Genomic DNA, 25,992 nt, shown 5'->3' with positions numbered 1-25,992 from the left:
ATCTACTGTGCTGGCTTGCGCTGCGGGAGAGTGCAGCCTGCCTGATCGGAGGTGAGGTCATGGGCTCGGAGGAGTACCTGTTGGACAACCGCGCGGCGGAAGCGGGCGGGCGCTTCGATGCACTCTCGGTGATCTTCGATCCGGTGACGTTCCGACACGTCGACGCACTGGGGATCGCGCCCGGCTGGAGATGTTGGGAGGTCGGGGCGGGCGGGCCGTCCGTTCCTGACGGCCTTGCCGCCCGAGTGGGGTCTACCGGTCAGGTCGTGGCCACCGACATCGAGATCGGGTGGTTGGCCGACCGGGTGGGGGCGGGAGTCGAGGTGGCTCGGCATGACGTGGTTCGTGATGCACCGCCAGGCGATGGATTCGATCTCGTCCACGCCCGGCTCGTCCTCCTCCACGTGCCCGAGCGCGAGAAGGCGTTGCGGCGGATGGCGGCGGCGTTGCGGCCCGGGGGATGGCTGCTGGTCGAGGACTACGACATCAGCTTGCAGACGATGATCTGTCCCGATGCCCACGGTCCTGATCAACTGTTGGCGAACAAGGTCAAGGACGGGTTCCGTTCGTTGCTGTCCGAGCGGGGTGTCGATGCGGAGTTCGGGCGGCGGTTGCCCCGGCTTCTGCGCCAGGTGGGTCTTCTGGACGTGTCCGCTGACGCCTACTTCCCCCTGGCGATGCCCGCGGTCGGCGCGTTGGAGCGGGCGAACATCGTGCAGGTCCGGGACGGGCTGGTTGGACGAGGCTTCGTCACCGACACGGAGGTCGACGCCTACCTGGCTCTGATCGGTGCCGGCCGGCTGGACCTGGCGACCGGACCTCTCGTGTCTGCCGCCGGCCGCAGCGGCTGACCGGCGCGCGACACCCGTCCGCGGAAGTGGCGCAGGACGGCGCCGCTGAGCCCACTGCCCCCACACCGCGCTGATCAACGCGCAGGTGTCGCTCGTTGATCTACCTGAACGACAGCGACGCCTTGATCGACTCGGCTGCCCGTGGGCGGGCGTCAGGCCTCGATCAGCAGGTTCCCGTCCAGCACCGTGACGGCCTCGCCGGCGAGCAGCACCCGGTCACCGGCGACGGTCGTGTGCACCAGCCCGCTGCGTCGCGACGCCTGCAGGCCGACGAGCTCCGGCCGACCCAGGCGCGTCGACCAGAACGGGGCCAGCGCGGTGTGGGCGCTGCCGGTGACCGGGTCCTCCGCGATGCCGGCCCCGGGCGCGAAGAAGCGGGACACGTAGTCGTGGTCCCCGTCGCCGGCCGCGGTGACGATCACGCCGCGCCACGGCATCCGGAGGATCGCGGGGAGGTCCGGATCGGCGGCACGGACGGCCTTCTCGTCGGCGACCTCGACGAGCAGGTCGCCCAGCGATCCCGTGTTGTGGACGCCGACCACCGCCGCACCCACGGCGTCGGCCAGCCCCTCCGGCTCCGGGATCGCGGAGAGCGTGGCGATGGGGAAGTCCAGGGTGATCCGGCCGCCGTCGACGCCGGCCCGCAGTACCCCGGATCTGGTGGTGAACCGGACGGTGCCGTGCAGGAGGCCGTCGGAGTGCAGGGCGTGCGTGGTGGCCAACGTGGCGTGACCGCAGAGGTTGACCTCCAGCGCGGGGGTGAACCAGCGCAACGCCCAGTCGGCGTCACCGCCCTCGGGGAGGGGGTGGGCGAACGCGGTCTCGGCGAGGTTCATCTCGGCCGCCACCTGCTGCATCCAGTCCTCGGACGGCCAGCCGGGCCCGTCGAGGAGGACGACCCCGGCCGGGTTGCCGGCGAACGGGCGGTCGGTGAAGGCGTCGATGGTGCGGATGCGCATGGCACCACGGTAGGTCCGGCGGGGTGCAGCGGCCCATGGCCAGTCCGCGACCGGTGGACCGCACCCGCGGGACCGGGACGACGGCTGTGCGTCAGCTGCGGCTGTGGGCGACCAGCACCGTCGGGCCGAGCCCGGGGTTGCGCAGAGCCACCAGCCCCAGCCCGACGAAGAACAGGAGCGAGCCGGGGCCGAACCGGCGGCTCCCGCCCCGTGAGCAGCACAGGTCGACCTCCCCGCTCGCGACGACGACGAGCGCGTCGGCCCAGTCCTCGTCCACGTACGGAAGCTGGTCACCGGCCGGGATGACCACTTCGCGTCGACGGAACACGCAGTACAGACCCGGGGCGGGCGGGGAACTCATCGCGCCGCGGCAATCAGTCGCAACCAGTTCCCTCGTCGTCGGGATCGAGGTCGTGAACGTCCGTGCCGGTGATCTCTCCGCTCTCGTCGTCGCAGTCGGCGCCGTCGGGGAGGCAGTCGGCGTGGTTCGTGTCGCAACCGTCGGACGGGTCGGGCCCGGCCTCCGACGCCGGTTGCGGGGTAGGCGCGGGGGCGCGCTCGGGGGGCGCCGCCGCAGGGGCCCGCCGCACCGTGGTGGCGGATGCCGTGCTCGGGGGAGCCGGAGCGGTGGTCGTGGTGGCCACCGCGTCCGGGCCACCGTCCGCCGTCTCCACCGCGCCGTCGCCGCCGCGCCCGATGCCCACCCCGATGACGATCAGCAGGGCGGCGACGCCCGCACCGATCAGGACCGGCGTACGCCGCCCGGCGGCGACCGGGAAAGCGCCGGCCGACACCGGTAGGGGCAACTCGGGCGGAACGGCGGCGCCCACCGGGACCACCGGCAGCCGCAGCTCCACCTCGGCCCCCTGCGGGCCGTTCACCACCGTCGCGATGCACGCCGGGCGCCCGCCGACGAACAGCACGTCCTCCAGGAGCGGGCCGTAGAGCGCCGCCGTCGGCGCGGTGAGCTCGCCGACGCGCTCGCCGTCGAGCCGGATCTCGATGCCCCGCCGTCCGCGCTGGTGTTCCGCCTCGATCGGGGTGAAGGCGAGCTCCACCACGACGTTCCGCGGCCTGCCGTCGGCCAGGGGTGCGTAGGCCTGCCGGGCGGACCGGTGGAACTCTCCGCGGGTGCCGACGACCGTGCGGTCGGGGGCGAGCAGGGTGAGACCCGCCGGGGAGTTGTCGGTCACGCCTCAGGTTCGCACGGGGCGGCCAGGTGTTACCGGGGCGCCATCCGCAGTGCGCCGTCCATGCGGATCGTCTCGCCGTTGAGGTAGTCGTGATCCACGATCATCGTCACGAGGCGGGCGAACTCCTCGGGCTGCGCGAGGCGGTGCGGGAACGGCACCCCGGCGCTCAGCGCGGCGCGGAACTCGTCGCTGATGGTGGCGAGCATCGGGGTCTCGACGGTGCCCGGGGCGATGGTCATGACGCGGATTCCGACCTGGGCGAGATCGCGGGCCGCCGTGATCGTCATGCCCGCGACGCCGGCCTTGGATGCGCTGTAGGCGATCTGCCCGACCTGGCCCTCGAACGCGGCGATCGACGCGGTGTTGACCACGACGCCGCGCTGACCGTTGCCGTCGGCGTCGAGCTTCGCGATGGCCTCGGCGCCGAGTCGCATGACGTTGAACGTGCCGAGCAGGTTGACCTTGAGCACCGTGTGGAAAAGCTCCAGGTCGTGCGGGCCCTTCCGGCCCAGGATGCGGGCCGACGGACCGATCCCCGCGCAGTTGACGACGGTGCGCAGCTCGGCACCGTCGTCCGCGATGCGGGCCAGCACCTCGCGGACCGGGGCCTCCTCGGTGACGTCGGCCGCGAGCAGGGTGACGCCGTCGGGCGGGGTGGCGCCGGCGACGCCCTTCTCCAGGTCGACGCCGTAGACGGTGGCGCCCCGGGCGGCGAGGGCGGCGGCGGTGGCCGCGCCCAGCCCCGACGCGGCGCCCGTCACGAGTGCGGCGGTTCCGGTGATCTCCATGGGCAGGTCTCCTCGATCGGTCGTGACGTGGCTGGGGTCGTGCGCGGAAATCAGTGCGGGAACACCGTTATCCGCGCACGGGCGCGTCAGCGCTGCAGTTGCCGGCTGATCACCAGGCGCTGGATCTGGTTGGTCCCCTCGAAGATCTGGGTGATCTTCGCTTCGCGCATGTAGCGCTCGACGGGGAAGTCGCGGGTGTAGCCGTAGCCGCCGAACACCTGCACGGCGTCGGTGGTGACCTTCATGGCCGCGTCGGTGGCGACCAGCTTCGCGACGCTGGCCTGACGGGAGTAGTCGCGGTCGGCGTCGCGGCGCCGCGCGGCGTCGAGGTAGGTGGCGCGCGCCGAGTCGACGGCCGCGGCCATGTCGGCGAGCAGGAAGCCCAGCCCCTGGTGGTCGATGATCTTCTTGCCGAACGCGCTGCGCTCGTGGGCGTAGTCGACGGCGGCGTCGAGGGCGGCCTGCGCGAGACCGGTGGCGACCGCGGCGATGCCGAGCCGGCCGGAGTCGAGCGCGCTGAACGCGATGGGCAGGCCCTGGCCCTCGGTGCCGATGAGCCGGTCGTGCTCGATCACGGCGCCGTCCCAGTTGGCGGTGACGGTGGGGATGGCGTGCAGCCCCATCTTCTCCTCGGGCTTCCCGAAGCTCAGGCCCTCGACGGCGCCGGGTGCGAGGAAGCAGGAGACGCCGCGCGACCCCTCACCGGTGCGGGCGAACAGCGAGTAGAAGTCGACGATGCCGCCGTGGGTGATCCACGCCTTGGTGCCCGTGATCTTGTATCCGGTGTCGACCTTCTCGGCCCTGCAGGTCAGCGCCGCGGCGTCGGACCCGGCCTGCGGCTCGGACAGCGAGTAGCCGCCGATGACCTCACCGGCCAGCATCCCCGGCAGCCACTTCTCCTGCTGCGCGGGCGTGCCGAAGGCGGCGAGCGGGTGGCACGACAGCCCGTGGACGCTGACGGCGACCGCGACCGCGGCCCAGCGCATCGCGAACTCCTCGAGCACCTGCAGGTACACCTCGTAGGGCTGCCCGCCGCCGCCGTGCTCCTCGGGGTAGGGCAGGCCCAGCAGGCCGGCCCGGCCGAGCATGGCGAACAGGCCCTCGGGGTAGGTCTCGGCCTTCTCGTGCTCGTCGACGCGGGTGGCGAGCTCCTTGTCGGCGATGTCGCGGACGAGGTCGAGCAGGTCCTCGGCCTCTTGCGTGGGCAGCAGGCGGTCGACGGGCACGGTGTCTCCAAGAGTACGATTTACGATACGATCGTACTGTGCAGCGTACCGTCCGCCAGTCGGAACTGTTCGACCAGCTCGTCACACTCTTCCTCGCCGAGGGCTTCCGCGACCTCACCATCGACGCCCTCGCCGCCCGCCTGCGCTGCTCCAAGACCACGCTGTACGCGCTGGCCGGCACCCGCGACGAGCTGGTCCGCGCCGTGGTCGTCCACTTCTTCCGCGGCGCCACCGAACGGGTGGAGGCCGGGCTCGCGGCGGCGGGCGAGCCGCGCGACCGGATCGTGGCCTACCTGCTCGGGGTGGCCGCGCAGCTCGAACCGGCGTCCGCCGCCTTCTTCGACGACGTGGCCGCCGCACCGGTCGCCCGCGAGGTCTACGAGCAGAACACCCGGGCCGCCGCCCGTCGCGTCGGGCAGATCGTCACCGAGGGGGTGTCGAGCGGCGCGTTCCGGGCCGTCAACGTCGCGTTCGTCGCCGACGTCCTGAGCGCCACGATGGTGCGCATCCAGCAGCGCGAGGTGGCCGCGGCCACGGGCCTCGGGGACGCCGACGCCTACACGGAGCTCGCGGCGCTGGTGGTGCGCGGCCTCACGCCGTGAACTCGACGGTCGGCTCCACGCGCACCGGGGTGGAGAGGCTGTTCGCGATGAAGCACTCCTTGTGGGCCACCTCCACGAGATGGCGCACGCGGTCCTCGGACGGCCCGGACGCCATGACGATGTGCGGCCGCAGCACGATCTCGTCGAGCCGCATCGGCCGGTTCTCCTCCGACATGCCGGCGGTCGCGTCGTCGCGGTAGTCCCGGACGTCCAGCCGCGCCCGGGCGGCGACCGCGAGGAACGACAGCAGCTGGCACGACGCCGCGGCCATCACCACGAGCTGCTCGGGGTTGAGGCGGGCCGGATCACCGAGGAACGCGGGATCCGACGACATCGTGAGGGTGTGCGGGCCCGCACCCGTGTCGTGCGTCCGGTCGTAGTCGCGGTACCCCGCGGCGGTGGAGCCCGACCAGGTGCAGGTGGCGGCGTACTGGTGCACGGTCGACGTCATGCCCGGAACCTAGCTCGCGAGCGCGAGCAGGAGCGACGCCAATTCCTCCGGCCGGTTCTCCGGCACCATGTGCGTGGTCGCGATCTCGTGGTAGCGCCACGCGTCCGACCCCCGCGCCCGCGCCGCCGACGCGTCGAACACCGCGCCGTTCGGGTCCTGCGTCGCCCGGATGTAGGTGCGGCCGAACGGCCACTCCTCGAGAGGAGCCCGCAGCCGCACCGGCTCGGTGAGGGTGTGCACCGGCTGACCCACGCGCCGCGGGTTCGACCACGTGCCGTGCGCCGGGTCCTCGAACTCGCGCGGCGCCGCGGGCACCAGCCACGCGGTGTCCAGGGCGTCCCCGCCGCCGCCCAGCGCCCCATCGGTGAGGGACGCGACGCTGTCGCCGTCGTCGGGGAGGAACGCGTCGAGCAGCACGAGCTCGCGCACGCGGTCACCGATCAGCTCCAGCGCCCCGCTGACGACCATGCCGCCGTAGGAGAAGCCGAGCAGCACCAGGTCGGTGACGTCCTCGAACCGGACGGCGTTGACGACGTCGAGCACGTGCGTCGAGAGCCCCACCAGCGGCCCGGTGTGGTGGGAGCGCTCGCCGATGCCGGTGAGGGCCGGCGTCAGCACCTCGTGGCCCTGAGCCTGGAGCAGCCGCCGCACCGACCGGAAGCCGTACGAGCCGCCCCAGGCGCCGTGCACGAGAACGACGGTCATCGTGTGGGGACGCCCGCGTCCCGGGCGCCGGCCGGGTCGGCGGGGCTGCGTCCGCCGAGCGGGCCCTTGGTGCGGCGCTGCAGGTAGCCGCTGCCCTTCTTGAGGACCTTGCTGACGGTGGTGGGGCCGCGGCGCGACTCCACCACGTCACCCACCTTGCCCAGCAGCCACGCCAGGATCGGCGCGCCGACGGCGAGGACCAGCCACATGCGCAGCCGTCGCGAGAAGAATGCCCACATCGGTGAAAGCCCCTTTCGTGCCAGGACGTCCGTCCGGGCGCGATGAGCCTAGAACCGGGCCCCGTCCGTGCGCCTGCCGGAGGCACCGCCACGAGTTGCCGCCACCGGACGCCAGCGCCGTCAGCTCGCGCTGTCGCGGCTCCCGTCGTGGCTCGAGAGCCGGACGGCTCAGCGGGCGCGGGGCCGGACCGCACGATCAGGCGGCGCGGTGGCGGGTGCGCTGTGGGGTTCGTGGATCGACCGGTCCACGGGCACGCTCGTCGTACGCGCGGGCGACCCGGCGTCCACCGCCGCGCGGAGCAGACCCGGCCGCACGCTCGTCACCGGCTGAGCCGGGTGATCCGACGGGGGTGGGCCGCGGTCCGGATCCACCCCGTGTCTCGCCCCCGCCTCACGCTCTGGGTGAAGTGACCGGTGGCATTCCCGCTGACGTCGAGCATCACCGGGGTGTCGCCCTCGAACGCGGCGCGGCGGGCACCTGAGACCTGCGAGCCGACGTCCACCCCGGCGCAGCCGATCAGGGTGGAGGTGCCGGACGTGTCGAGGAAGCTCGCGTCCCGGCTCGCCGTCCAGGTGCCGCCGGTGCCGTCAAAGCCCGTCCGGCGGCCGTCGGCGGTGAAGCCGACCGCCGGTCGGGTGGCGCCGCCGAACCCGGCGGGCAGCCGGTCGCCGATGAGATCGTCACGACCGGCGGCCCGCATGCCGGCGGGGGCCGGAGCCGCCGGGCCCATGGCGGCACCTTCGGCGTCGGTCACGGTTGGCGCCGGGTCGGTGGCCCCGGTGACCGGGCCCGGGGACCAGCCGGGCGATCTGGGTGCCGGATCCGTCGCGGATCACCCGTTCCGTGCCCTCGACCGCGAAGCCCGACGCCCGGATTCACTCGTTCGGCTCAGCGGTCCACGGCGTATCGTCGCAGGTGTGACGGGTGACCGTCCGGTCCTGCTGGGCCTGCTTCTCTACCTCCTCGTCGCGGCCGCGCCGACTCTGCTGTTCTGGCTGGCTCTGCGGCTGATCCCTGCTGCCGTGGAGGCCTTCTCCGACCGGCTCGCCCGCCGTCGCCGGCCGTCGGGTCCGTGCCTCGAGTCGTCGGTGGCGAATCTGCGTCGGCTGCGGCGGGAGATGCGCGGAGCCGCGCAGCCCACGCAGGTCCGGAGACTGGCCCTCTACGCTGCCTACGACGACACGCTGATCGAGGTCTGCGGCTTCGTCGGGGTCGACCCCCCACTGGGTTCGGCCACCGACTCCGACCGGGCCTTCGCCCGCCTGCTCACCGAGGCCGAGCTCGAGGAGGCGGGCGTCTCGCTCGATCCGGCATGAAGGCGGCAAAGTCTTCTTTACCCAGGAGGGGAACGTCCGGCTCGGGTCGCGCGTTGAACAGCTCGAACACCGTGAGAACTTTCCGAGGAGGACCAGGTGCGCAGCAGTAGCAACCCGGCTTTCCGCAACCTGCCCCAGGGGCAGGCCGGCGGCTACGCCACCTTCGACCGCCAGGGGGGTGCGATGGGCGGCGCGGCCGCCTACACCGACTCCCGGGCCGCGCAGGTCGGCTACGGGCGTGCCGGGGCGGGGGAGCGCCCGATCACGGTCGACGACATCGTCCTCAAGACCGGCTTCGCGGCCGGTACGGCGCTGGTCACGGGCATCCTGACCGCCGTACTCAACCTGTACGTGCTGACGCTCCCCGCGTTCCTCATCGGGTTCGTCGTATCGCTCGTGCTGATCTTCAAGTCGCAGTGGGCCAAGGCACCGCTGGTGCTGCTGTACTCCGCGATGATGGGTATCGCGCTCGGCGGCATCAGCGACCTGTTCAACAACATCTACCCGGGCATCGCGCTGCAGGCCATCGTCGGCACGGCGGGCGTGTTCGTCGGCATGCTGGTGGTCTACAAGACCGGTGCCGTGCGGGTCACGCCGCGCTTCACCAAGTGGCTGATGGGCGCCCTGGTCGGCGTCGTCGTCCTGATGCTCTTCAACTTCGTGCTGAGCCTGTTCGGGGTCAGCACGGGCCTGCGCGAGGGCGGCCCGCTGGGCATCATCTTCAGCCTCGTCGTGATCGGCGTGGCGGCGTTCAGCCTGCTGCTCGACTTCGACCAGGCCGACCGCGCCGTCCGCGGCGGCGCCCCGGCGACCTTCGCCTGGTACATCGCCTTCGGCCTCATGACCACGCTGGTGTGGCTCTACCTGGAGATCCTGCGCCTGCTGAGCTACCTGCGTCAGAACTAGCTTCTGCCGCAGACGCGAAACGACCCGGCACCCTGTTCGTGAGGGGTACCGGGTCGTTGCGTATCCGGGTCAGCTCAGGCGCTCGAGCACCATCGCCATGCCCTGGCCGCCGCCGACGCACATCGTCTCCAGCCCGATGGTCTTGTCGTGGCTGCGCAGGCCGTTGAGCAGCGTGGTGGTGATGCGGGCGCCGGTCATGCCGAACGGATGGCCCAGCGCGATCGCGCCGCCGTTGACGTTCAGCTTGTCGCCACGAGAATCCTCAGGGTCGATGCCCAGGTCGCGGGCGGACGGGATGACCTGCGCGGCGAACGCCTCGTTGATCTCGACCAGGTCGATGTCGTCGATGGTCATGCCCGCGAGCTTCAGCGCCTTCTTCGAGGCCTCCACCGGGCCGAGGCCCATGATCTCCGGCGAGAGACCGGAGACGCCGGTGGAGATGATGCGCGCCAGCGGGGTGAGACCCAGCTCGGCGGCCTTCGTGTCGGACATGATGATCAGCGCGGCGGCGCCGTCGTTGAGCGGGCACGCGTTGCCGGCGGTGATCAGGCCGTCGGGCCGGAACACCGGCTTGAGCTGGCTGACGCTCTCGTAGTTCGTGCCGGCGCGCGGGCCGTCGTCGGTGGACACGACGGTGCCGTCGGGCAGCGTGACCGGGGTGATCTCGCGGGCGAAGAAGCCGTCGGCGATGGCCTTCTCGGCGAGGTTCTGCGAGCGGACGCCGAAGCGGTCCATGTCCTCGCGGGTGACGCCCTTGGCGCGGGCGAGGTTCTCCGCGGTCTGCCCCATCGCGATGTAGACGTCGGGGATCGTGTTCTCGGTGCGCGGGTCCACCCAGATGTCGGTGCCGGACTCCGCGGTGGCCTTGGTGCGCTCGGCCGCGTCGGCGAACAGGGGGTTCTGGGTGTCGGGCAGCGAGTCGGAGTTGCCCTTGGCGAAGCGGGACACCGTCTCGACGCCCGCGGAGATGAACACGTCACCCTCGCCGGCCTTGATCGCGTGCAGCGCCATGCGCGTGGTCTGCACCGACGAGGAGCAGTAGCGGGTGACGGTGGTGCCGGGCAGCGTGTCGTAGCCGGCCAGCACCGCCACGACCCGGGCCATGTTGTAGCCCTGCTCGCCGCCGGGCAGCCCGCACCCGAGCATCAGGTCGTCGATGGTGGTGGGGTCGAGCTCGGGCACCTGGGCCAACGCGGCCTGGACCATCTGGACGGTCAGGTCGTCGGGACGCATGGTGGCCAGCGACCCCTTGAACGCGCGGCCGATCGGGGAGCGGGCCGCTGCGACGATCACTGCTTCGGGCATCGTCGTTCTCCTTGGTGAGGGAAGTGCTGGTGGGTCGAGGGTACTCACCGGTAACCGGGCCCGCGCCCACTCGCGTGCAACGTCACGCTCGGCCAGCCGATGCCTGATGTCGCGTCCAGCGCGATCCCTTCGGAGGAGATCGCCCCGTCGGGTCTGCTCAACCGGCCTTCCGGAACGCCGCGTACCGCTGCTCGAGGAGATCCGTGTCCGGCCGCTGGGCGCGGACGCGGGGGACCGCCATGAGCCGTTGACCGTGCCGGGCCTTGAGACCGTGCTCGAGCATCGGACCGTCCACCTCCTCGAGGATGTCGGCCCGGATCTCGACCACCAGGTCAGGGCGGATGCCGAGAACGCCCACGTCGAATGCTGCATGGTGGATCTTGCACATCGCCAACCCGTTGCGGACGGAGGCGATGCCGTCCTCGTCGCGGTCCGGCACGATGTGGGCGGCGTCGAGGAGCGAGGAGTGACGTAGCGAGCAGACGGCGCAGCGGGTCTCGTACGCGTGCAGGACCGTCGCGCGGAAGACGGGCTGGTGGAGGCGCTGGCGGGTCTGCCGGAGCGCGTAGCGGCGAAGGTTCTCGTCGATCTGCTGTCCCGGCGTGACGATCCCGCGCACGGCATCGGGCGCGATCACGAACTGGCGGAGCTCGGGTTCCTCGGCGACCACGAAAACCGGATACAGCGGCTCGTAGACACCGGGAGCGACCCCGACGAACCAGAACAGCGGTACACCCTTGTCGAGGGCGGCACGCAGGGCACTGTTGTCCGATTCCTGCGCGTCATCACGCCACTTGTAGCGCACCAGGCCGTCCGGTCCGATCTCGTCGGCGTAACGGGGCGCTCGGCCGGGCGGGGTGTAGGTCGTGGTGATGGAGAGAGCCGCGGTCAAGTGGCGGGGTTTCCGGATTCCCCGCTGGCGGTCCTTGAGCTTGAACGGCCGCCCGTCGAACTCGAACTCCTCCAGCTCGTCCCACCGGATGGGTCGAGTCCCGTCCTGGGTGCGGACGGTGAGCCACTGATCGGCTTCCCGGCGCAGCCGGGCGTCCAGTTCGGTGTTCATCCGGCGGCCGTCGGTGACATGACGGAACCCTAGCGGCTACGACATCTGGTCGCCCTTCATCCGCTCGGCGATCAGCGTGCGCAGCTTCGTCAGTGCGCGGTGCTGGGTGACGCGCACGGCCCCCGGTGTGGAGCCCACCGCGGCCGCGGTCTCCTCCGCGCTGAACTGCAACGCGACCCGCAGCACCAGGATCTCGCGGTGCGCCGGGGGGAGCCGCGTGAGCAGGTCGCGCAGCTCGCCCACCTCCGTGCCGAACACGGCGACGGCCTCGGGTCCGAGCCTGTCGTCGACCTCGTCCGGGACGGCCTCGGTCGGTTCGGAGTGGTCGCGCCCGCCCGCCCGGAACGCGTCCACCACCTTGTTGCGGGCGATCCCGTAGACGAAGGCCATCGCGGCCGTCTCGCCCGGCCGGAACCGGGCCAGCGCCCCGCAGACGGCGAACAGCACGTCCTGCGCCACGTCCTCCGCGGTCAGCAGTCCGATCCCGTCACCCATGCGTGCCCGGCAGTACCGCACGACCGGCGTGCGGATCAGTGCGAGCAGGCGCTCGAGCGCCCTCTTGTCCCCTCCGGCCGCCTTCCCGGCCAGGTCGTTGAGCTCCGCCTCCCGGCGGGCTGCTCGTGTTGCGTCGTCCCGGTCCCCCTCCGGTTCGATGTCCTCGCCGTCGTCGTCGTGCCCGGCAACTCGCACCGGCGCGCCCCTCCTGCTGTGTGTTCATGGTTCCGCGCCGCGCGCTACCTGCGACATCGGGGAGCTTGCATAGAGCCCTCCCCTTCACCCGGCCGATGTGCCCGTCGACCGGAGGAGGGTTCTGAGGTAGCGAAGGGTAGTGGCTCGACAACCGATGCCGCACCAAAGTGGCCGCTGAGCGACGGATCCGTACGAGTCCGTACAGCTCGTTACCGTGCGGCAGCCCGTCTGACCTGCACGCGGCGGTAGCTGTAGACCAGAAGCGCGAGCAGAACGACACCCGAAAGCATCAAGCTCGAACCGGTCGGCCAGCCGCCCAGCGGCAGGTCGGGGAACAGTCCCCAGACCACGCCGGCGGCGATCAGGGCCAGACCGGCGAGCACGGAGCCCGCGATCCGCAGCGGCGACGACACGCTGTCCTCGGCCGCCTTCATCGCGCGGTCCTGCACGGGGTCGACGTACTTCTCCACGGCCGGGAACTCGTTGGCCAGGATGAGGAGCCCGGCCAGGACCAGCAGCAGACCCGGTCCGGGGAGCACGAGCAGCGCGATGCCGACGAGCAGGACGAGTCCGCCCCCCACCAGAGCGGCGACGCGTTTCGCCGGGTTGGAACGCTTCTCGTCCCCCATGGGTGGATCCTCTCGCCGTGTCGGATGCTCAACGTACGGTCTCGAATACCCGTTCCCGGCCGGGTGCGACCATGAACGCATGCGTTATGTCGAGCACGTCGCCGACCTGGTCGGGAACACCCCCCTCGTCCGGCTCGGTGCGGTCGCCGAGGGGATCTCGGCCACGGTCCTGGCCAAGGTGGAGTACTTCAACCCGGGCGGGAGCGTGAAGGACCGCATCGCCCTGCGCATGATCGAGGCGGCGGAGGCCTCGGGCGAGCTGCGTCCCGGCGGCACCATCGTGGAGCCCACCTCGGGCAACACCGGTGTCGGGCTGGCGATGATCGCGCAGCGCAAGGGGTACAAGTGCGTGTTCGTGTGCCCGGACAAGGTCAGCGAGGACAAGCGCAACGTCCTGCGCGCGTACGGCGCCGACGTGGTGGTCTGTCCCACGGCCGTCGACCCCGACCACCCGGACTCCTACTACCGGACCTCCGACCGTCTCGTCTCCGAGATCGACGGCGCGTGGAAGCCCAACCAGTACGCGAACGTCAACAACCCCGAGTCGCACTACGAGAGCACCGGCCCCGAGATCTGGGAGCAGACCGGTGGGGAGATCACGCACTTCGTGGCGGGCATCGGCACCGGCGGCACCATCAGCGGCACCGGGCGCTACCTCAAGGAGGTGTCGGGCGGCCGCGTCCAGATCGTCGGAGCGGACCCCGAGGGCTCGGTGTACTCGGGCGGATCCGGGCGTCCGTACCTGGTGGAGGGCGTGGGCGAGGACTTCTGGCCCACCACCTACGACAAGGGCATCTGCGACCGCATCATCGCGGTCTCCGACGGCGACTCCTTCGACATGACGCGCCGCCTCGCCCGCGAGGAGGCGCTGCTCGTCGGCGGCTCCTGCGGGATGGCCACGGTGGCGGCCCTGCGCCTGGCCGCCGGGCTGCCCGCCGACGCCGTCGTCGTCGTCCTGCTGCCCGACGGCGGCCGCGGCTACCTCGGCAAGGTCTTCAACGACGCCTGGATGTCGGGCTACGGCTTCCTGCCGCCGTCGGCGGGCTCCACGGTCGGCGACGTGCTGCGCCGCAAGGACGGCTCGATGCCCGACCTCGTGCACGCCCACCCGAACGAGACCGTCGCTGACGCGGTGCACTACCTGCGGGAGTTCCACGTCTCGCAGATGCCGGTCGTGCGCGCCGAGCCCCCGGTGATGGCGGCCGAGGTGGCGGGTTCGGTGATCGAGCGCGACCTGCTCGACGCGCTGTTCACCGGCCGGGCGCAGCTGTCGGACCGGCTGGAGAAGCACATGTCGCGCCCGCTGCCCACCATCGGCGCGGGCGAGGCCCTGGACACGGCGATGAGTGCGTTCGCCACGGCCGACGCCGCGCTCGTGCTGGTGGACGGCAAGCCCGCCGGCGTCGTCACGCGCTCGGACGTGCTGGCGTTCCTCGGCAGCGGCGCCTGACCACCCGGCGCCGACGGCGCGGAGCGGCTGCGTAGCGTTCACGCCATGCGCGGATTCTCGACGAACGCCATTCACGCCGGTCAGGAGCCCGATCCCACGACGGGCGCGGTGATCACGCCCATCTACCCGTCGTCCACCTTCGCCCAGGACGGCGTCGGCGGGCTCCGGGCGGGTGGCTACGAGTACTCCCGGTCGGCCAACCCCACGCGCACCGCATTGCAGGAGTGCCTCGCCGCGCTGGAGGGCGGCCGGCACGCCGTCGCCTTCGGCTCCGGGATGGGTGCGTCCGATGTGCTGATGCGGGTGCTGCTGCGGCCCGGTGACCATGTCGTCATCCCGCACGACGCCTACGGCGGCACGTTCCGGCTCGTCGACAAGATCTTCACGCAGTGGGGCGTGGAGTACACACCCGTCGACCTCGGTGACGTCGACGCGTTGCGCGCCGCGCTGCGGCCCACCACGAAGGTCGTGTGGTGCGAGACGCCCACCAACCCGCTGCTGGGCATCGCCGACATCGCGGCGCTGGCCTCCGTCGCACACGAGGGAGGGGCCCGGCTCGTCGTCGACAACACGTTCGCGTCGCCCTACCTGCAGAACCCGCTCGCCCTGGGCGCCGACGTCGTTCTCCATTCGACGACCAAGTACGTCGGTGGCCACTCCGACGTGGTCGGCGGCGCCCTCGTCACCAGCGACGACGAGCTGGCCGAGCAGATCCTGTTCACGCAGAACTCCGTCGGTTCGGTGCCCGGCCCGTTCGACGCGTGGCTGACCCTGCGTGGCGTCAAGACCCTGGCCGTGCGCATGGAGCGCCACAGCGACAACGCCGAGCGGGTGTCGGAGCTGCTCGCCGCGCACCCCGCGGTGTCGCAGGTGCTCTACCCGGGGCTGCCGACGCACCCCGGGCACGAGATCGCGGCCAAGCAGATGCGCCGCTTCGGCGGCATGCTGTCGTTCCTCGTCGTGGGTGGGCGGGACGCGGCGCTGAAGGTGTGCGCGGCCACCGAGCTGTTCACCCTCGCCGAGTCGCTCGGTGGCGTCGAGTCGCTGATCGAACACCCGGGTGCCATGACCCACGCGTCGGTCGCCGGATCGGCGCTGGAGGTGCCGGACAACCTCGTCCGCCTCTCGGTGGGTATCGAGGACGTCGAGGACCTGCTGGAGGACCTGCGCACCGCCCTCGGCACGGTGTCCTAGCTCTTGGTGGGCGCGTCCGCATCGGCGACGGCGGGCGGTGCGACGGGCGCCTTCACCACGATGTCACCGGGCGCGAGGCATCCTCCGACCAGGACGTAACCGCCGGGCGAGGCCACGTAGCGACCGGGATCGTCGCAGGCCGCGCGCTGCACCGTGAGGACGGCGACGCCCGCGAGCACCGCTGCCACCAGCAGCGGGGCGACGGCTCGCAGCCGTGTCATGCAACCTCCCGTGACCACGCGTTCTCGTCGAGGCTACCGGTGCGGCGTCCGCCGCGCCGGGCGCCCGGTGCGAGGATGCGGTCATGGTGCCCGCCGTTCCTCCCGTCGGCCTGGCCGACGTGCTCTCCGCCCGCGATCTGCTGGCCGGTGTGGTGACGCCGACCCCCATCGCGGGGTCCCGCGCACTGAGCGAGCTGTGCGGCGGCAAGGTGTGGCTGAAGTGCGAGAACCTGCAGCGCACCGGCTCGTTCAAGATCCGCGGGGCGTACACGCGCATCGCCCGCCTCGACGACGCGCAGCGCGCCCGCGGGGTGGTGGCGGCCAGCGCGGGCAACCACGCGCAGGGCGTGGCCCTGGCCGCGCAGATGCTGGGCATCGAGGCCACCGTGTTCATGCCCGAGCGCGCGGCGCTGCCCAAGGTGGGCGCCACCCGTGGCTACGGCGCGCAGGTGCACCTCGTCGGCGAGACCATCGAGGGCAGCATCGCGGCGGCGCGCGAGTTCTCCGACCGGACGGGTGCGGTGTTCGTGCACCCGTTCGACCACGCCGACATCATCGCCGGCCAGGGCACCGTCGGCCTGGAGATCCTGGAGCAGGTGCCCGACGTGCGCACGGTGCTCGTCTGCACGGGCGGCGGCGGGCTGCTGGGCGGCATCGCGGCGGCGGTCAAGGAGACCCGCCCGGACGTTGCGGTGGTCGGGGTGCAGGCCTCGGGCGCGGCGGCGTGGGCGCCGTCGCTGGCGGCGGGCGGCCCGCAGACCCTGCCGTCGATGCACACGATCGCCGACGGCATCGCGGTCGGCCGCCCCGGCGACATCACGTTCCCGCAGGTGGCCGCGCTGGTCGACGAGATCGTCACGGTCGACGAGAACGCGCTGTCCCGGGCGCTGCTGCACTGCCTGGAACGGGCGAAGATGCTGGTGGAGCCGGCGGGCGCGGCCGCGGTGGCCGCCCTGCTCGACGACCCCGGCCGCTTCGAGACCCCGGTGGTGGCCGTGCTGTCGGGCGGCAACGTGGACCCGCTCGTGCTGGGTCACGTCATCCGGCACGGCCTGGTGGCCGCGGCCCGCTACCTCGCCCTGCGTGTGCGGGTGGACGACCGCCCGGGAGCGCTCGCCACCCTGCTCGCCCAGATCGGCGAGCAGGGGGCCAACGTGCTGGACGTGGCGCACTCATGGATCGCGGGTGCGCTCCCCCTGGGTGACGTCGACGTGGACGTCACGCTGGAGACCCGCGGTCCGGAGCACTGCGCCGCGCTGGTGGCGGCGCTCCGGGCCGCAGGTCACGTCGTGGATGAGACCGTCAGGCCCTGAACGGCTCCGCGGAGACCAGCGAGACCTTCATCGTGCCGCCGTCGGGCAGCGGGTACTCCCGCGTGTCGCCGGTGTGCGCGCCGAGCAGCGCGGCGCCGAGCGGGGAGTTGGGCGAGATGACCTCCAGGTCGCCCCGGCTGCCCTCCTCGCGGGAACCCAGCAGCACCGTCTCGGTGTCGTCGTCGCCCTCGTAGCGCAGCTTGAGGACCATGCCCGGCGAGGCGGTGTCGGAGGTGGTGGGAGCGACGCCGACCTTGGCCGTGCGCAGCAGCTCCTGCAGCTGGCGGATACGGCCCTCCTGCTGGCCCTGCTCCTCGCGGGCGGCGTGGTAGCCGCCGTTCTCCTTGAGGTCGCCCTCCTCACGACGGGCGTTGATCTCGGCCGCGATGACGGGGCGGTTGGCGATCAGGCCGTCCAACTCACCCTTGAGCCGGTCGTAGGCCTCTTGGGTCAGCCAGCTCTCCTGCGTGTCCGTCACGGTCATCTCTCCTCCAGCCTGTCCAGGTCCATGCATCCACGGACCCTCATCGCCCGCGGGCGGGGTGAGCCGCCCGGGGCCACCCGTTCCCGGGGGCAGACATTGCCCCGAGTAAGGAAAAACACGACCCGCCTGCGGGCCGTGTGCAGCTCACGGTAACACGATGGCAGCCGCTCGTCGCAGCTTTTCGACGAACGGTTGGCCCCTGTGGATAGTTCCCGGCTGAGTCATACTCGCTGGTCACAGCGCTGTGATCGGCCCGCGGCGGCGGTGCTGCCGCCGAACGGGACGCACGTCGGCCGCCCACCGTAGCGGTCAGCGGCCACCCGCGCGAACCGTACGACCGGGCGCGTGGTCGCCCGTGTCACGCACCTGTGAGTGACGCCGGAACGGTGGCGGAGAGTGACCGGGAAGCAGGAGCACGGGTGTGGCGTTGACCGGTCCGCGCGCTCTTGTCGGTGCACTCTGCCACGATTCGGGCGACACGAAACGCCAGGAAGGACCACATGTCTTCGCAGCACACCGCGTTGCGCCTCATGACGGTGCACGCCCACCCCGACGACGAGTCCAGCAAGGGTGCGGCCAGCTCGGCCCGCTACATCAGCGAGGGCCACGAGGTGATGGTCGTGACCTGCACCGGCGGTGAGGCGGGCAGCATCCTCAACCCGGCGATGGACCGTCCCGAGATCCTCGCCGACATGTCGAACGTCCGGCGCGCCGAGATGGCGCGGGCCGCGGAGATCCTCGGCGTCCAGCACCGCTGGCTCGGCTTCGTCGACTCCGGCCTGCCCGAGGGCGACCCGACACCCCCGCTGCCCGAGGGCTGCTTCGCCCTCGTCGACGTCGAGGTGGCCACCGAACCGCTGGTCAAGCTGATCCGCGAGTTCCGCCCGCACGTCCTCGTCACCTACGACGAGAACGGCGGCTACCCGCACCCGGATCACATCAAGACCCACGTGATCTCGATGGCGGCGTTCGACGCGGCGGCCGATCCCGACCGCTTCCCCGACGCCGGCGACCCGTGGCAGCCGCTCAAGCTCTACTACTCCCACGGCTTCTCGAAATCGCGCATCATCGCGTTCGACAAGGCGCTCAAGGAGCGCGGCCTGGAGTCGCCCTACGAGGAGTGGCTGGCCAACTGGCCCGACGACCGGCCCGATCCCGGCGAGCGCGTCACCACGCGCGTCGAGTGCGCCGACTGGTTCGACGTCCGCGACAAGGCGCTGCTCGCCCACGAGACGCAGATCGACCCCACCAGCCGGTGGTTCCTGGTACCGCTCGACATCCAGCGCGCGATCTGGCCCACCGAGGACTACGAGCTCGTCCGGTCGCTCGTCGACACCTCCGATCCGGAGGACGACCTGTTCGCCGGCGTCGACGAGCGGGTGGCCGTCCGCCGGGCCGGGTGAGGCGCGCGTAACCTGGGCGGATGCTCGTCGACCTCGGGTTCCTCCCCACCAGCACCGTCACCGTGGTGGCGCAGGACCCTGCGCCACCACCCGGGCAGGGGGAGGAGTTCGGCAAGGCCTCGCCCGTCGCGCTCGTCGTCATCATCCTGATGGGGCTCGCGCTCGTGGTGCTGATCGTGTCGATGTCCAAGCGCATCCGGCGGCTGCCGGCGTCGTTCGACAACCAGCCCGGTCCCGACTCCGAGGACGCGGGCGACACCCGCTCCTGACAGGCTGGTGGCCATGCCGAACCGGCTCGCCACCGCCACCAGCCCGTACCTCCTCCAGCACGCCGGCAACCCCGTCGACTGGTACCCGTGGTCCGACGACGCCTTCGCCGAGGCCGCCCGCCGTGACGTGCCGATCCTGCTGTCCGTCGGCTACGCCGCGTGCCACTGGTGCCACGTCATGGCCCACGAGTCGTTCGAGGACGAGGCCACCGCGGCGCAGGTCAACCGGGACTTCGTCGCGATCAAGGTGGACCGCGAGGAACGCCCCGACATCGACGCCGTCTACATGGCGGCCACCCAGGCGATGACGGGCCAGGGCGGCTGGCCCATGACCTGCTTCCTGACGCCCGTCGGCGAGCCGTTCCACTGCGGCACCTACTACCCGCCGACGTCGCGGCAGGGGATGCCCGGCTTCCGCACGCTGCTCGACGCCGTCACGAAGGCCTGGACCGAGGACGGCGACCGCGTGCGCGGGGCCGCCGCGGAGATCGCCGCCCGGTTGTCGGACAACACCGCCGCGTCCCTGCCGCCCGCCGCCGTGGACGCCGACGCGCTCGACCGGGCCGCGGCCACCCTCGGCGCCGGCGTCGACCCGCACAACGGCGGGTTCGGCGGCGCGCCCAAGTTCCCGCCGTCCATGGCGCTGGAGTTCCTGCTGCGCCACCACGAGCGCACGGGCTCGGCTGAGTCGTTGCGGCACGCGTCGCTGACCTGCGAGCGGATGGCCCGCGGCGGCCTCTACGACCAGCTCGGCGGCGGCTTCTCCCGCTACAGCGTCGACGCCGGGTGGGTGGTGCCGCACTTCGAGAAGATGCTCTACGACAACGCGCTGCTGCTGCGGGTGTACGCGCACCTGGCGCGGCTCACCGGGGACGACCTGCCGCGGCGCGTGGCCGAGGAGACCGCCGGGTTCCTGCTGCGCGACCTGCTCACCCCCGAGGGCGGGTTCGCGTCCGCGCTGGACGCCGACACCGACGGCGTCGAGGGGTTGACCTACGCGTGGACGCCGGCGCAGCTGAGCTCGGTGCTCGGCGACCAGGACGGTGCGTGGGCGGCCTCGCTGCTGACCGTCACGCCCGAGGGCACGTTCGAGGAGGGCGCGTCCACGCTGCAGCTGCGGGCCGACCCGTCCGAGCCGGCCCGCTGGGCCCGGATCCGTGAGGCTCTGCTGGCCTCCCGCGACACCCGGCCCCAGCCCGGCCGCGACGACAAGGTCGTCACCGCGTGGAACGGGATGGCAATCCAGGCGCTCGCCGAGGCGGGTGCGGCGCTCGGGCGGCCGGCGTGGGTCACCGTGGCGGCCGCGGCCGCCGACCTGCTGCTCGACCTGCACGTCGTCGACGGGCGGTTGCGGCGCTCGTCGCGGGACGGGCAGGTCGGCGCCGCCGCGGCCGTCCTGGACGACCACGGCTGCCTCGCCGACGGCCTGCTCGCCCTGCACCAGGCCACCGGCGAGCCGCGCTGGCTCGACGCCGCCACCGCGCTGCTCGACGTCGCGCTGGAGCACTTCGCGCTGGACGAGCCCGGCGCGTTCTACGACACCGCCGACGACGCCGAGGCCCTGCTGCACCGTCCCCGCGAGCTCACCGACAACGCGACGCCCTGCGGCAGCTCGGCGCTGGCGTCCGCGCTGCTCACGGCGTCGGTGCTGGCGGCGGACGGCGGTCGCTACCGCGATGCGGCCGAGGCCGCCGTCCGCGGCGCCGGGACGCTGGCGGAGAAGCACCCGCGCTTCGCCGGCCACTGGCTGACGGTGGGTGAGGCCATGGTGCGTGGCCCCCTGCAGGTGGTGGTTGCGGGCGACCCGGGCCCCCTCCTGGCCCACGCCCGTCAGGTCGCTCCGGGCGGTTCGGTGGTGGTCGGGGGCGTCCCGGACGCTCCCGGCGTCCCCCTCCTGGCCGACCGCCCCCTGGTCGACGGCGGACCGGCGGCCTACGTCTGCCGCGGCTTCATGTGTGACCGCCCGGTCACGACGGAGGAGGACCTGACGGCCGCGCTGGCCCATTCCCTCCTCCACCCCTGACGCACCCACCCGCGAGTCGGCGCTTTCCCGTGCGCGAGTCGGCACTTTCGCGTGCGCGAGTCGGCGGTCTTCCGTGCCTCAGCCGGCAGCGCGCGGTGGCCGACGGCGTCGTGGACGGGTCGAGTCGGCCCCTCGATCCGGGCGACTCGCGGGCTGGGAACCGCCGACTCGCGGGCTGGGAACCGCCGACTCGCGGGGTGGTGGGTTCGCTGTGAGCGGAGCGCGCTCCGCTTTCGCCGTTGCTGTGTAATCTCGTAATCACTGGCTCCGAACACGGGGGCCGAGCAACGGAGGTCGTCATGTCGGGACGCATGCACAGGGGATGGCACGGACCGGGTGGACGCGGAGGTCGCGGGCCCGGGCGCGGAGGGTGGCAGCAGGCCGACCTGCCGGACGTCGACGACGCCACGGCCTGGTTCCAGGGCCGGCTGCCCGACGGCTGGTTCGTCGGGGCGCCGGAGGTCACGGTGGACCGCGAGGAGGTGCTCGTCGTCGGGGAGCTCCCGGCGCTCGAGGGCGAGTTCGCCGACACCGAGGCCGGACGCGCCGACCGCGCGGCGGCCGAGTCGGGCCGGATCTCCCGCTTCCGCGAGACCACCCGCGAGGAGCGCATCGAGATCGCCCGCCAGGCCGAGCACCGTTACGGGCGCAAGGTGGCCTGGGGCGCGAAGCTGGGCGAGACCGTGGAGCTGTTCACGGTGGCGTCGGTGCCGGTGATGACGCGGCTGCGGCAGCCCGAGCGGATCGTGCTGGACACGCTGGTGGACTCCGGCGTGGCCCGCTCCCGGTCCGACGCGCTCGCGTGGGCCGTGCGCCTGGTCGGCGAGCACGCCGACGAGTGGCTCGGCGAGCTGCGCGAGGCCATGGCCCGCGTCGACGAGCTGCGCGCCAAGGGTCCGACGGGCGAGTGATCTAGAAGAGGATCAGCCAGATCGCGACGAGGTGGCAGATCGCCGCGAGCACCGTGGCCGCGTGGAAGAACTCGTGGTACCCGAAGGTGCGGGGCCACGGGTTCGGCCACTTCGTGCCGTAGAAGACCGCGCCCACGGTGTAGAGGCCGCCTCCGACGAGGATCAGCACCAGCGCCGCGACGCCACCGCCGGCGAGCATCGCGGGGATGGCGAAGACCGCCACCCAGCCCAGCGCGATGTAGATGGGCACGCCGACCCACGCGGGGGCGTGCGGCCAGGCGGTCTTGAGCACGACGCCGGCCAACGCCCCCGTCCACACGGTGATGAGCACCCACCGGGCCGTGCCCGGATCCATCGCCAGCGCCGCGACGGGCGTGTAGGTGCCCGCGATGAACAGGAAGATCATGGAGTGGTCGAGCCGCTTCATGATCGCCCGCGACCGGGCGGTGCGCCAGGTACGGCGGTGGTAGAGCGCACTGGTGCCGAACAGCGCGAGGATCGTGGCGCTGTACACCGACACGGCCAGTGCCGCGCCACCGCCGACGAGGGCGGCGGCCACCGCGATCAGCGTGGCGCACGACGCGATCGACACGGCGAACGACCAGAGGTGGAGCCAGCCCCGCATCCGTGGCTTGACCAGCGGCGGAGCTGCGGCGGAGGAGTCGACGGACCCGGCAGTCACGCACTCGAGGTTACGGCACCCCGCACCGCCGATGGGTGTCCTGCGGGTGAACCCCGCCACGGCCGGTTGCGACGCGCGGCCGGTGCGCCGCCGCTGTCGGCGTAGGGTGTCGCGGCGTGGGCGTACGGGACCTGCTGTACTCGGTGTACGAGCGGCGGATCAGTCGACGGTTGACCGCTGTTGCGGAGCGGCCGCAGCACGTCGCCCTGATGCTCGACGGCAACCGTAGATGGGCGCGTGACGCCGGGTTCTCCGACGTCAACGACGGTCATCGCGTCGGCGCCGCGAAGATCGCGGACCTGCTCGGGTGGTGCGAGGAGGCCGGCGTCGAGGTCGTCACGCTCTTCCTGCTCTCCACCGACAACCTCAACCGCCCCGCGGACGAGCTCGACCCGCTCCTGCAGATCATCGCGGACGTCGTGGACGAGCTGAGCGGCCCGACGGCGCGCTGGCGGCTGCGGATCGTGGGGGCGTTGGATCTGCTGCCCTCGGCGCTGGCCCACCGGCTCTCCGCCGCGGCCGAGCGCACGGTCGGGAGGCCGGGTCTGGAACTGAACGTGGCCGTCGGCTACGGCGGCCGGCAGGAGATCGCCGACGCGGTGCGCAAGCTGCTGCTCCAGCACGCCGAGTCGGGCACGTCGATCGAGGAACTGGCCGAGGTGCTCGACGTCGACCACATCGCGGCCCACCTGTACACGTCCGGCCAGCCCGATCCCGACCTCGTCATCCGCACCTCCGGCGAGCAGCGGCTGTCGGGGTTCCTGCTGTGGCAGTCGGCGAACTCGGAGTTCTGGTTCTGCGAGGCCTACTGGCCCGAGTTCCGCAAGGTCGACTTCCTCCGCGCCCTGCGTGACTACGCGGCACGGCACCGGCGGTTCGGTTCCTGAACCCGGAACGACAGAAGGGCCCGAACCGCACGCGGTTCGGGCCCTTCCGGTCTCGTCAGAGATCAGCCAGGCTGGAGACCGACTTCGAGGACTCGACGGTCCTGCTGTTGTCGATCGACTTGCTGTTGTCCTGCACGTTGTCGTGCAGGTTGACGTCGAGCACGTCCTTGACGTTGTTGCAGTTCAGGACGGGTGCGTTGGTCTGCGGCGTGACCGGGCCCAGCAGCGGCGAGATGACGCCGGCGGCGGACAGCTCGTTCCCGCTGTTGTCGGCGGCGTTGCCGAACGAGCAGGTGGAGGCAGCGGCGCGACGGCGAACAGACCAGCTGCGGCCGCGGCCACGATGATTCCAGCCTTCTTCAGCACAGTTCTTCTCCAGATTTGCTCATGTGGACCGGCCGAAACCGATTCCCATCATGTCGACGCCTGACTGGGAGCCGCGCCGACCACGACAAAGGTGGCCTCATAGCCCGGGGGCCGGTCAAATGCGATACCCCTATCGGGTGAGGCCGATATTGTACGTTCGGTTACGCCCACTTGAGGGTCCTTCCCTGGTGTTCGAACGGGTGGTATTCGCATATTCCTGCACTCCGTCACCTGCGATCACCCGACTGTGGCGTACCTTTTCCCGTCCGTGCCGGACACGGTCGCTGTGCGTTCCCGTGATTCCCTCCGGCGGGCGTCCGAGCTCGGGTCCGCCGGACGTCGGCCGCCAGCCGCGTCACTCTGGTGATCTTCGCCCGGGAGCGGGCGGTTGGTCACCACCGGTCAGATCCGGGCACGCCTCGACCCCGGCCGCCGGTGTTCGGGCGGTCCGGGTCGAGGCGCGCGGGGAGCGCAGTGGTCGGTTCAGCACTGCCGGGCCGAGGCCACCATGTCGGAGAGGAGGGCGTTGTCGTCGAGCTCGACAGCGCGCTGCCGGACGGGGACGGCCGGCGGTCGTCGTCGACGAGGGCATGCCGACGACCTCCAGGCCGGGCAGCTGCTCCGCCACCGGGAGGCCCTGGAGATCGGGGGTGGCGACGGCCGGGACGCTGCCGCGGCGGACGCCGAACAGGCCGTCCGTCGAGTCGACCGGCTGGTAGACCACGGGCACGGGAGGCCGCGACGGGTCGGGTGCGACGGTGGTGAGCAGTTCGGTGGGCGCCGAGGACGGCAGTTCGGTCCGAGGGTGCTCATCGGGACTTCCTTCCACGACAGGGCGTCAGGACGGATCAGGGGCCCGGGCCGTCGCGGCCCGGGCCCCTGTCTCACCGTGGTCGTCCGGGGGAGGAGTTCCCGGACGACATGGGCCGGTCTCAGCCGAGGCTGAGCGAGTCCAGGATGGACTTCGACTTGGTGATGTCCTTGCTGTTGTCGACGGTCTCGCTGTTGTCCTGCAGGTTGTCGTGCGCATTCACGTCGACCAGGTCGCTGAGGTTGTCGCAGCTACCGATGGGCGCGTTGGTCTGCGGGGTGACCGGGGCGTTCGCGTTGGCCGCGGTGTCCAGGATGCCCAGCAGCGGGGTGGCGACGCCCGACGCGGACTGCGAGTTCCCGCTGTTGTCGGCAGCGTTGGCGAACGTGCAGGTGGGGGCGGAGGCGCCGTCGTGGCCGTCGTGGCCGTGGCCCCAGTCGCCCTTGTCACCGGCGAAAGCCAGCGGCGCGACCGCGAGCACGCCGGGCGCGGCGACGGCCACGATGATTCCAGCCTTCTTCAGCACAGTTGTTTCTTGCTTTTCGTGCGGATCGACCGAAGTCCCATCCATTCAGTGCCGGTGAATGACGGGGAGCCCCACCGGCCACGAAGAAAGTAGCGCGGTGATCTGCGCGTGACCAAACCCCGTACGTCTATCGGGTGACGAATACTGTACGTGGAGTTACTCCCTCGTTCGGCTTAACCCCTACGGGTTGTGCCGCGCGATACCTCGGATTCCGGCTACTGCACGTCAGATGCGGTCACGCAGACGGGAACGTATCTTCCGGCCGTGTCGCTCAGTTGGGGTGCACACCCGCCCTCCGTGACCATGTGGACGGGCGTCGTCGACGGCAGCGCCCGGCCGGCTCGACGAGATCGTCATCCGTCGGTGGCTTGTGGATCACTCGTAGGGGTGTCCCCGGCCGGATCGCGGCGGCGTGCGGTCGTCGGCCACCGCTGAGCCTGGATCCACCGCCGATAGTCGCTGGTGAAAGTGGGTCGTAGCACACGAATACCCCGCTGGTGAAAGTGGGTCGTAGCACACGAATACCCC

31 protein-coding genes are annotated in these 25,992 nt (G+C 71.8%); 13 read left to right on the top strand and 18 right to left on the bottom strand.

Annotated elements, in window-relative coordinates; all coding sequences use genetic code 11:
* The first annotated feature begins 59 nt into the window (after positions 1-59).
* Positions 60-851 carry a methyltransferase domain-containing protein gene (locus tag BGP03_RS18980; RefSeq protein WP_298799759.1) on the top strand — a complete coding sequence of 264 codons (792 nt, stop codon included), beginning with the start codon at positions 60-62 and terminating at the stop codon, positions 849-851.
* A gap of 152 nt (positions 852-1,003) precedes the next feature.
* On the opposite strand, the gene BGP03_RS18975 is transcribed toward BGP03_RS18980, so the two are convergent.
* From BGP03_RS18975 to BGP03_RS18955, 5 genes are all read right to left on the bottom strand, one after another.
* Positions 1,004-1,810 (bottom strand): PhzF family phenazine biosynthesis protein, encoded by an 807-nt coding sequence (locus tag BGP03_RS18975; protein WP_296371549.1) that lies wholly within the window; start codon positions 1,808-1,810, stop codon positions 1,004-1,006.
* 91 nt (positions 1,811-1,901) lie between these two features.
* The gene (locus tag BGP03_RS18970) at positions 1,902-2,087 is read right to left on the bottom strand and encodes a hypothetical protein (protein ID WP_299736886.1); all 186 of its coding nucleotides are present in this window, start codon (positions 2,085-2,087) and stop codon (positions 1,902-1,904) included.
* A 97-nt stretch (positions 2,088-2,184) separates the two neighbouring features.
* On the bottom strand, positions 2,185-3,003 hold the full coding sequence (locus BGP03_RS18965; RefSeq protein ID WP_296371546.1) for a hypothetical protein: 819 nt from the start codon (positions 3,001-3,003) through the stop codon (positions 2,185-2,187).
* 29 nt (positions 3,004-3,032) lie between these two features.
* Positions 3,033-3,791 carry an SDR family NAD(P)-dependent oxidoreductase gene (locus BGP03_RS18960; protein ID WP_296371544.1) on the bottom strand — a complete coding sequence of 253 codons (759 nt, stop codon included), beginning with the start codon at positions 3,789-3,791 and terminating at the stop codon, positions 3,033-3,035.
* 86 nt (positions 3,792-3,877) lie between these two features.
* Positions 3,878-5,017 (bottom strand): acyl-CoA dehydrogenase family protein, encoded by a 1,140-nt coding sequence (locus BGP03_RS18955; RefSeq protein ID WP_298799757.1) that lies wholly within the window; start codon positions 5,015-5,017, stop codon positions 3,878-3,880.
* 38 nt (positions 5,018-5,055) lie between these two features.
* Here BGP03_RS18955 and BGP03_RS18950 point away from each other — a divergent pair, with 38 nt between their 5' ends.
* Positions 5,056-5,619: a TetR family transcriptional regulator gene (locus BGP03_RS18950; protein WP_296371541.1), complete on the top strand. Its 564-nt coding sequence runs from the start codon at positions 5,056-5,058 to the stop codon at positions 5,617-5,619.
* On the opposite strand, the gene BGP03_RS18945 is transcribed toward BGP03_RS18950, so the two are convergent.
* Genes BGP03_RS18945 through BGP03_RS18935 form a run of 3 tightly spaced genes read right to left on the bottom strand, consistent with a single transcriptional unit; the run spans position 5,609 to position 7,014 of the window.
* Positions 5,609-6,070, bottom strand: coding sequence for an OsmC family protein (locus tag BGP03_RS18945; RefSeq protein ID WP_296371539.1), 462 nt, complete (start codon positions 6,068-6,070; stop codon positions 5,609-5,611). The two genes, BGP03_RS18950 and BGP03_RS18945, sit on opposite strands and share 11 nt — an antisense overlap.
* Positions 6,071-6,079: 9 nt before the next feature.
* A complete protein-coding gene (locus BGP03_RS18940) occupies positions 6,080-6,775 on the bottom strand; it encodes an alpha/beta hydrolase family protein (protein WP_296371537.1) in 696 nt (231 codons plus the stop codon).
* A complete protein-coding gene (locus BGP03_RS18935; protein ID WP_296371535.1) occupies positions 6,772-7,014 on the bottom strand; it encodes a hypothetical protein in 243 nt (80 codons plus the stop codon). Before BGP03_RS18935 ends, BGP03_RS18940 begins: the two co-directional genes overlap by 4 nt.
* A 67-nt stretch (positions 7,015-7,081) precedes the next feature.
* Between BGP03_RS18935 and BGP03_RS18930 the strand changes: the two genes are divergently transcribed.
* The gene (locus BGP03_RS18930; protein WP_298799755.1) at positions 7,082-7,345 is read left to right on the top strand and encodes a hypothetical protein; all 264 of its coding nucleotides are present in this window, start codon (positions 7,082-7,084) and stop codon (positions 7,343-7,345) included.
* Here the strand turns inward: BGP03_RS18930 and BGP03_RS18925 are convergent.
* On the bottom strand, positions 7,335-7,745 hold the full coding sequence (locus BGP03_RS18925) for a hypothetical protein (RefSeq protein WP_296371534.1): 411 nt from the start codon (positions 7,743-7,745) through the stop codon (positions 7,335-7,337). The genes BGP03_RS18930 and BGP03_RS18925 overlap by 11 nt on opposite strands.
* Positions 7,746-7,932: 187 nt before the next feature.
* Between BGP03_RS18925 and BGP03_RS18920 the strand changes: the two genes are divergently transcribed.
* Both BGP03_RS18920 and BGP03_RS18915 read left to right on the top strand, forming a co-directional pair.
* Positions 7,933-8,331, top strand: a complete 399-nt coding sequence (locus BGP03_RS18920; RefSeq protein ID WP_296371533.1) for a hypothetical protein — start codon at positions 7,933-7,935, stop codon at positions 8,329-8,331.
* Positions 8,332-8,427: 96 nt separating this feature from the next.
* A complete protein-coding gene (locus tag BGP03_RS18915; RefSeq protein ID WP_296371532.1) occupies positions 8,428-9,237 on the top strand; it encodes a Bax inhibitor-1/YccA family protein in 810 nt (269 codons plus the stop codon).
* Between the two features lie 69 nt (positions 9,238-9,306).
* On the opposite strand, the gene BGP03_RS18910 is transcribed toward BGP03_RS18915, so the two are convergent.
* From BGP03_RS18910 to BGP03_RS18895, 4 genes are all read right to left on the bottom strand, one after another.
* Positions 9,307-10,542, bottom strand: a complete 1,236-nt coding sequence (locus tag BGP03_RS18910; RefSeq protein WP_296371531.1) for an acetyl-CoA C-acetyltransferase — start codon at positions 10,540-10,542, stop codon at positions 9,307-9,309.
* 157 nt (positions 10,543-10,699) lie between these two features.
* Entirely contained in the window at positions 10,700-11,605 is a 906-nt protein-coding gene (locus BGP03_RS18905) for an HNH endonuclease (RefSeq protein WP_298799754.1), read from the bottom strand.
* Positions 11,606-11,641: 36 nt separating this feature from the next.
* Positions 11,642-12,295: an RNA polymerase sigma factor ShbA gene (shbA, locus tag BGP03_RS18900; RefSeq protein WP_296371527.1), complete on the bottom strand. Its 654-nt coding sequence runs from the start codon at positions 12,293-12,295 to the stop codon at positions 11,642-11,644.
* Between the two features lie 209 nt (positions 12,296-12,504).
* Positions 12,505-12,924 carry a PGPGW domain-containing protein gene (locus BGP03_RS18895; protein ID WP_296371525.1) on the bottom strand — a complete coding sequence of 140 codons (420 nt, stop codon included), beginning with the start codon at positions 12,922-12,924 and terminating at the stop codon, positions 12,505-12,507.
* Positions 12,925-13,003: 79 nt separating this feature from the next.
* On the opposite strand from BGP03_RS18895, the gene BGP03_RS18890 reads away from it, so the two are divergent.
* Together BGP03_RS18890 and BGP03_RS18885 are read left to right on the top strand one after the other, a co-directional pair.
* Positions 13,004-14,374 carry a cystathionine beta-synthase gene (locus tag BGP03_RS18890; RefSeq protein ID WP_298799753.1) on the top strand — a complete coding sequence of 457 codons (1,371 nt, stop codon included), beginning with the start codon at positions 13,004-13,006 and terminating at the stop codon, positions 14,372-14,374.
* 45 nt (positions 14,375-14,419) lie between these two features.
* Entirely contained in the window at positions 14,420-15,568 is a 1,149-nt protein-coding gene (locus BGP03_RS18885) for a cystathionine gamma-synthase (protein ID WP_296371523.1), read from the top strand.
* On the opposite strand, the gene BGP03_RS18880 is transcribed toward BGP03_RS18885, so the two are convergent.
* Complete coding sequence (locus tag BGP03_RS18880; protein WP_296371522.1) at positions 15,565-15,789, bottom strand: hypothetical protein; 225 nt, start codon at positions 15,787-15,789, stop codon at positions 15,565-15,567. The genes BGP03_RS18885 and BGP03_RS18880 overlap by 4 nt on opposite strands.
* Before the next feature lie 83 nt (positions 15,790-15,872).
* Here BGP03_RS18880 and ilvA point away from each other — a divergent pair, with 83 nt between their 5' ends.
* Positions 15,873-17,102 (top strand): threonine ammonia-lyase, encoded by a 1,230-nt coding sequence (gene ilvA / locus BGP03_RS18875; protein ID WP_298799752.1) that lies wholly within the window; start codon positions 15,873-15,875, stop codon positions 17,100-17,102.
* Here the strand turns inward: ilvA and greA are convergent.
* Positions 17,092-17,586 (bottom strand): transcription elongation factor GreA, encoded by a 495-nt coding sequence (greA, locus tag BGP03_RS18870; RefSeq protein ID WP_296371520.1) that lies wholly within the window; start codon positions 17,584-17,586, stop codon positions 17,092-17,094. The genes ilvA and greA overlap by 11 nt on opposite strands.
* Before the next feature lie 500 nt (positions 17,587-18,086).
* Here greA and mca point away from each other — a divergent pair, with 500 nt between their 5' ends.
* From mca to BGP03_RS18850, 4 genes are all read left to right on the top strand, one after another.
* Entirely contained in the window at positions 18,087-18,989 is a 903-nt protein-coding gene (gene mca, locus BGP03_RS18865) for a mycothiol conjugate amidase Mca (protein ID WP_296371518.1), read from the top strand.
* A gap of 20 nt (positions 18,990-19,009) precedes the next feature.
* The gene (locus BGP03_RS18860; RefSeq protein WP_296371516.1) at positions 19,010-19,258 is read left to right on the top strand and encodes a hypothetical protein; all 249 of its coding nucleotides are present in this window, start codon (positions 19,010-19,012) and stop codon (positions 19,256-19,258) included.
* 13 nt (positions 19,259-19,271) lie between these two features.
* Positions 19,272-21,281, top strand: a complete 2,010-nt coding sequence (locus BGP03_RS18855) for a thioredoxin domain-containing protein (protein WP_298799751.1) — start codon at positions 19,272-19,274, stop codon at positions 21,279-21,281.
* Positions 21,282-21,592: 311 nt separating this feature from the next.
* Positions 21,593-22,192, top strand: coding sequence for a hypothetical protein (locus tag BGP03_RS18850; RefSeq protein WP_296371582.1), 600 nt, complete (start codon positions 21,593-21,595; stop codon positions 22,190-22,192).
* Position 22,193: 1 nt separating this feature from the next.
* Here BGP03_RS18850 and BGP03_RS18845 read toward each other — a convergent pair whose 3' ends face one another.
* Positions 22,194-22,817: a hemolysin III family protein gene (locus tag BGP03_RS18845; RefSeq protein ID WP_296371580.1), complete on the bottom strand. Its 624-nt coding sequence runs from the start codon at positions 22,815-22,817 to the stop codon at positions 22,194-22,196.
* Between the two features lie 173 nt (positions 22,818-22,990).
* Between BGP03_RS18845 and BGP03_RS18840 the strand changes: the two genes are divergently transcribed.
* Positions 22,991-23,761: an isoprenyl transferase gene (locus tag BGP03_RS18840; RefSeq protein WP_296371512.1), complete on the top strand. Its 771-nt coding sequence runs from the start codon at positions 22,991-22,993 to the stop codon at positions 23,759-23,761.
* 183 nt (positions 23,762-23,944) lie between these two features.
* Here BGP03_RS18840 and BGP03_RS35985 read toward each other — a convergent pair whose 3' ends face one another.
* Complete coding sequence (locus BGP03_RS35985) at positions 23,945-24,127, bottom strand: hypothetical protein (RefSeq protein WP_363094060.1); 183 nt, start codon at positions 24,125-24,127, stop codon at positions 23,945-23,947.
* Positions 24,128-25,059: 932 nt separating this feature from the next.
* Positions 25,060-25,509 (bottom strand): hypothetical protein, encoded by a 450-nt coding sequence (locus BGP03_RS18835; RefSeq protein WP_299736868.1) that lies wholly within the window; start codon positions 25,507-25,509, stop codon positions 25,060-25,062.
* Positions 25,510-25,992 lie beyond the last annotated feature (483 nt).

The sequence above is a fragment of the Pseudonocardia sp. 73-21 genome, assembly GCF_001899645.1.
In the GTDB taxonomy this organism is placed as follows: Bacteria; Actinomycetota; Actinomycetes; order Mycobacteriales; family Pseudonocardiaceae; genus Pseudonocardia.
Note: the sequence above shows the minus strand (reverse complement) of the source record. Positions and strands in the feature narration are given on the sequence as shown.

What these genes read in the sequence shown, in the direction of transcription:
- BGP03_RS18905 (WP_298799754.1), bottom strand. Translation starts at nt 11,605, where the DNA reads ATGAACACCGAACTGGACGCCCGGCTGCGCCGGGAAGCCGATCAGTGG.
- BGP03_RS18980 (WP_298799759.1), top strand. Translation starts at nt 60, where the DNA reads ATGGGCTCGGAGGAGTACCTGTTGGACAACCGCGCGGCGGAAGCGGGC.
- ilvA (WP_298799752.1), top strand. Translation starts at nt 15,873, where the DNA reads ATGGTGCCCGCCGTTCCTCCCGTCGGCCTGGCCGACGTGCTCTCCGCC.
- BGP03_RS18975 (WP_296371549.1), bottom strand. Translation starts at nt 1,810, where the DNA reads ATGCGCATCCGCACCATCGACGCCTTCACCGACCGCCCGTTCGCCGGC.
- BGP03_RS18855 (WP_298799751.1), top strand. Translation starts at nt 19,272, where the DNA reads ATGCCGAACCGGCTCGCCACCGCCACCAGCCCGTACCTCCTCCAGCAC.
- greA (WP_296371520.1), bottom strand. Translation starts at nt 17,586, where the DNA reads ATGACCGTGACGGACACGCAGGAGAGCTGGCTGACCCAAGAGGCCTAC.
- BGP03_RS18925 (WP_296371534.1), bottom strand. Translation starts at nt 7,745, where the DNA reads ATGGGCCCGGCGGCTCCGGCCCCCGCCGGCATGCGGGCCGCCGGTCGT.
- BGP03_RS18910 (WP_296371531.1), bottom strand. Translation starts at nt 10,542, where the DNA reads ATGCCCGAAGCAGTGATCGTCGCAGCGGCCCGCTCCCCGATCGGCCGC.
- BGP03_RS18885 (WP_296371523.1), top strand. Translation starts at nt 14,420, where the DNA reads ATGCGCGGATTCTCGACGAACGCCATTCACGCCGGTCAGGAGCCCGAT.
- BGP03_RS18850 (WP_296371582.1), top strand. Translation starts at nt 21,593, where the DNA reads ATGCACAGGGGATGGCACGGACCGGGTGGACGCGGAGGTCGCGGGCCC.
- BGP03_RS18845 (WP_296371580.1), bottom strand. Translation starts at nt 22,817, where the DNA reads ATGCGGGGCTGGCTCCACCTCTGGTCGTTCGCCGTGTCGATCGCGTCG.
- mca (WP_296371518.1), top strand. Translation starts at nt 18,087, where the DNA reads ATGTCTTCGCAGCACACCGCGTTGCGCCTCATGACGGTGCACGCCCAC.
- BGP03_RS18860 (WP_296371516.1), top strand. Translation starts at nt 19,010, where the DNA reads ATGCTCGTCGACCTCGGGTTCCTCCCCACCAGCACCGTCACCGTGGTG.
- BGP03_RS18835 (WP_299736868.1), bottom strand. Translation starts at nt 25,509, where the DNA reads ATGGATGGGACTTCGGTCGATCCGCACGAAAAGCAAGAAACAACTGTG.
- BGP03_RS18895 (WP_296371525.1), bottom strand. Translation starts at nt 12,924, where the DNA reads ATGGGGGACGAGAAGCGTTCCAACCCGGCGAAACGCGTCGCCGCTCTG.
- BGP03_RS18960 (WP_296371544.1), bottom strand. Translation starts at nt 3,791, where the DNA reads ATGGAGATCACCGGAACCGCCGCACTCGTGACGGGCGCCGCGTCGGGG.
- BGP03_RS18940 (WP_296371537.1), bottom strand. Translation starts at nt 6,775, where the DNA reads ATGACCGTCGTTCTCGTGCACGGCGCCTGGGGCGGCTCGTACGGCTTC.
- BGP03_RS18890 (WP_298799753.1), top strand. Translation starts at nt 13,004, where the DNA reads ATGCGTTATGTCGAGCACGTCGCCGACCTGGTCGGGAACACCCCCCTC.
- BGP03_RS18945 (WP_296371539.1), bottom strand. Translation starts at nt 6,070, where the DNA reads ATGACGTCGACCGTGCACCAGTACGCCGCCACCTGCACCTGGTCGGGC.
- BGP03_RS18880 (WP_296371522.1), bottom strand. Translation starts at nt 15,789, where the DNA reads ATGACACGGCTGCGAGCCGTCGCCCCGCTGCTGGTGGCAGCGGTGCTC.
- BGP03_RS18935 (WP_296371535.1), bottom strand. Translation starts at nt 7,014, where the DNA reads ATGTGGGCATTCTTCTCGCGACGGCTGCGCATGTGGCTGGTCCTCGCC.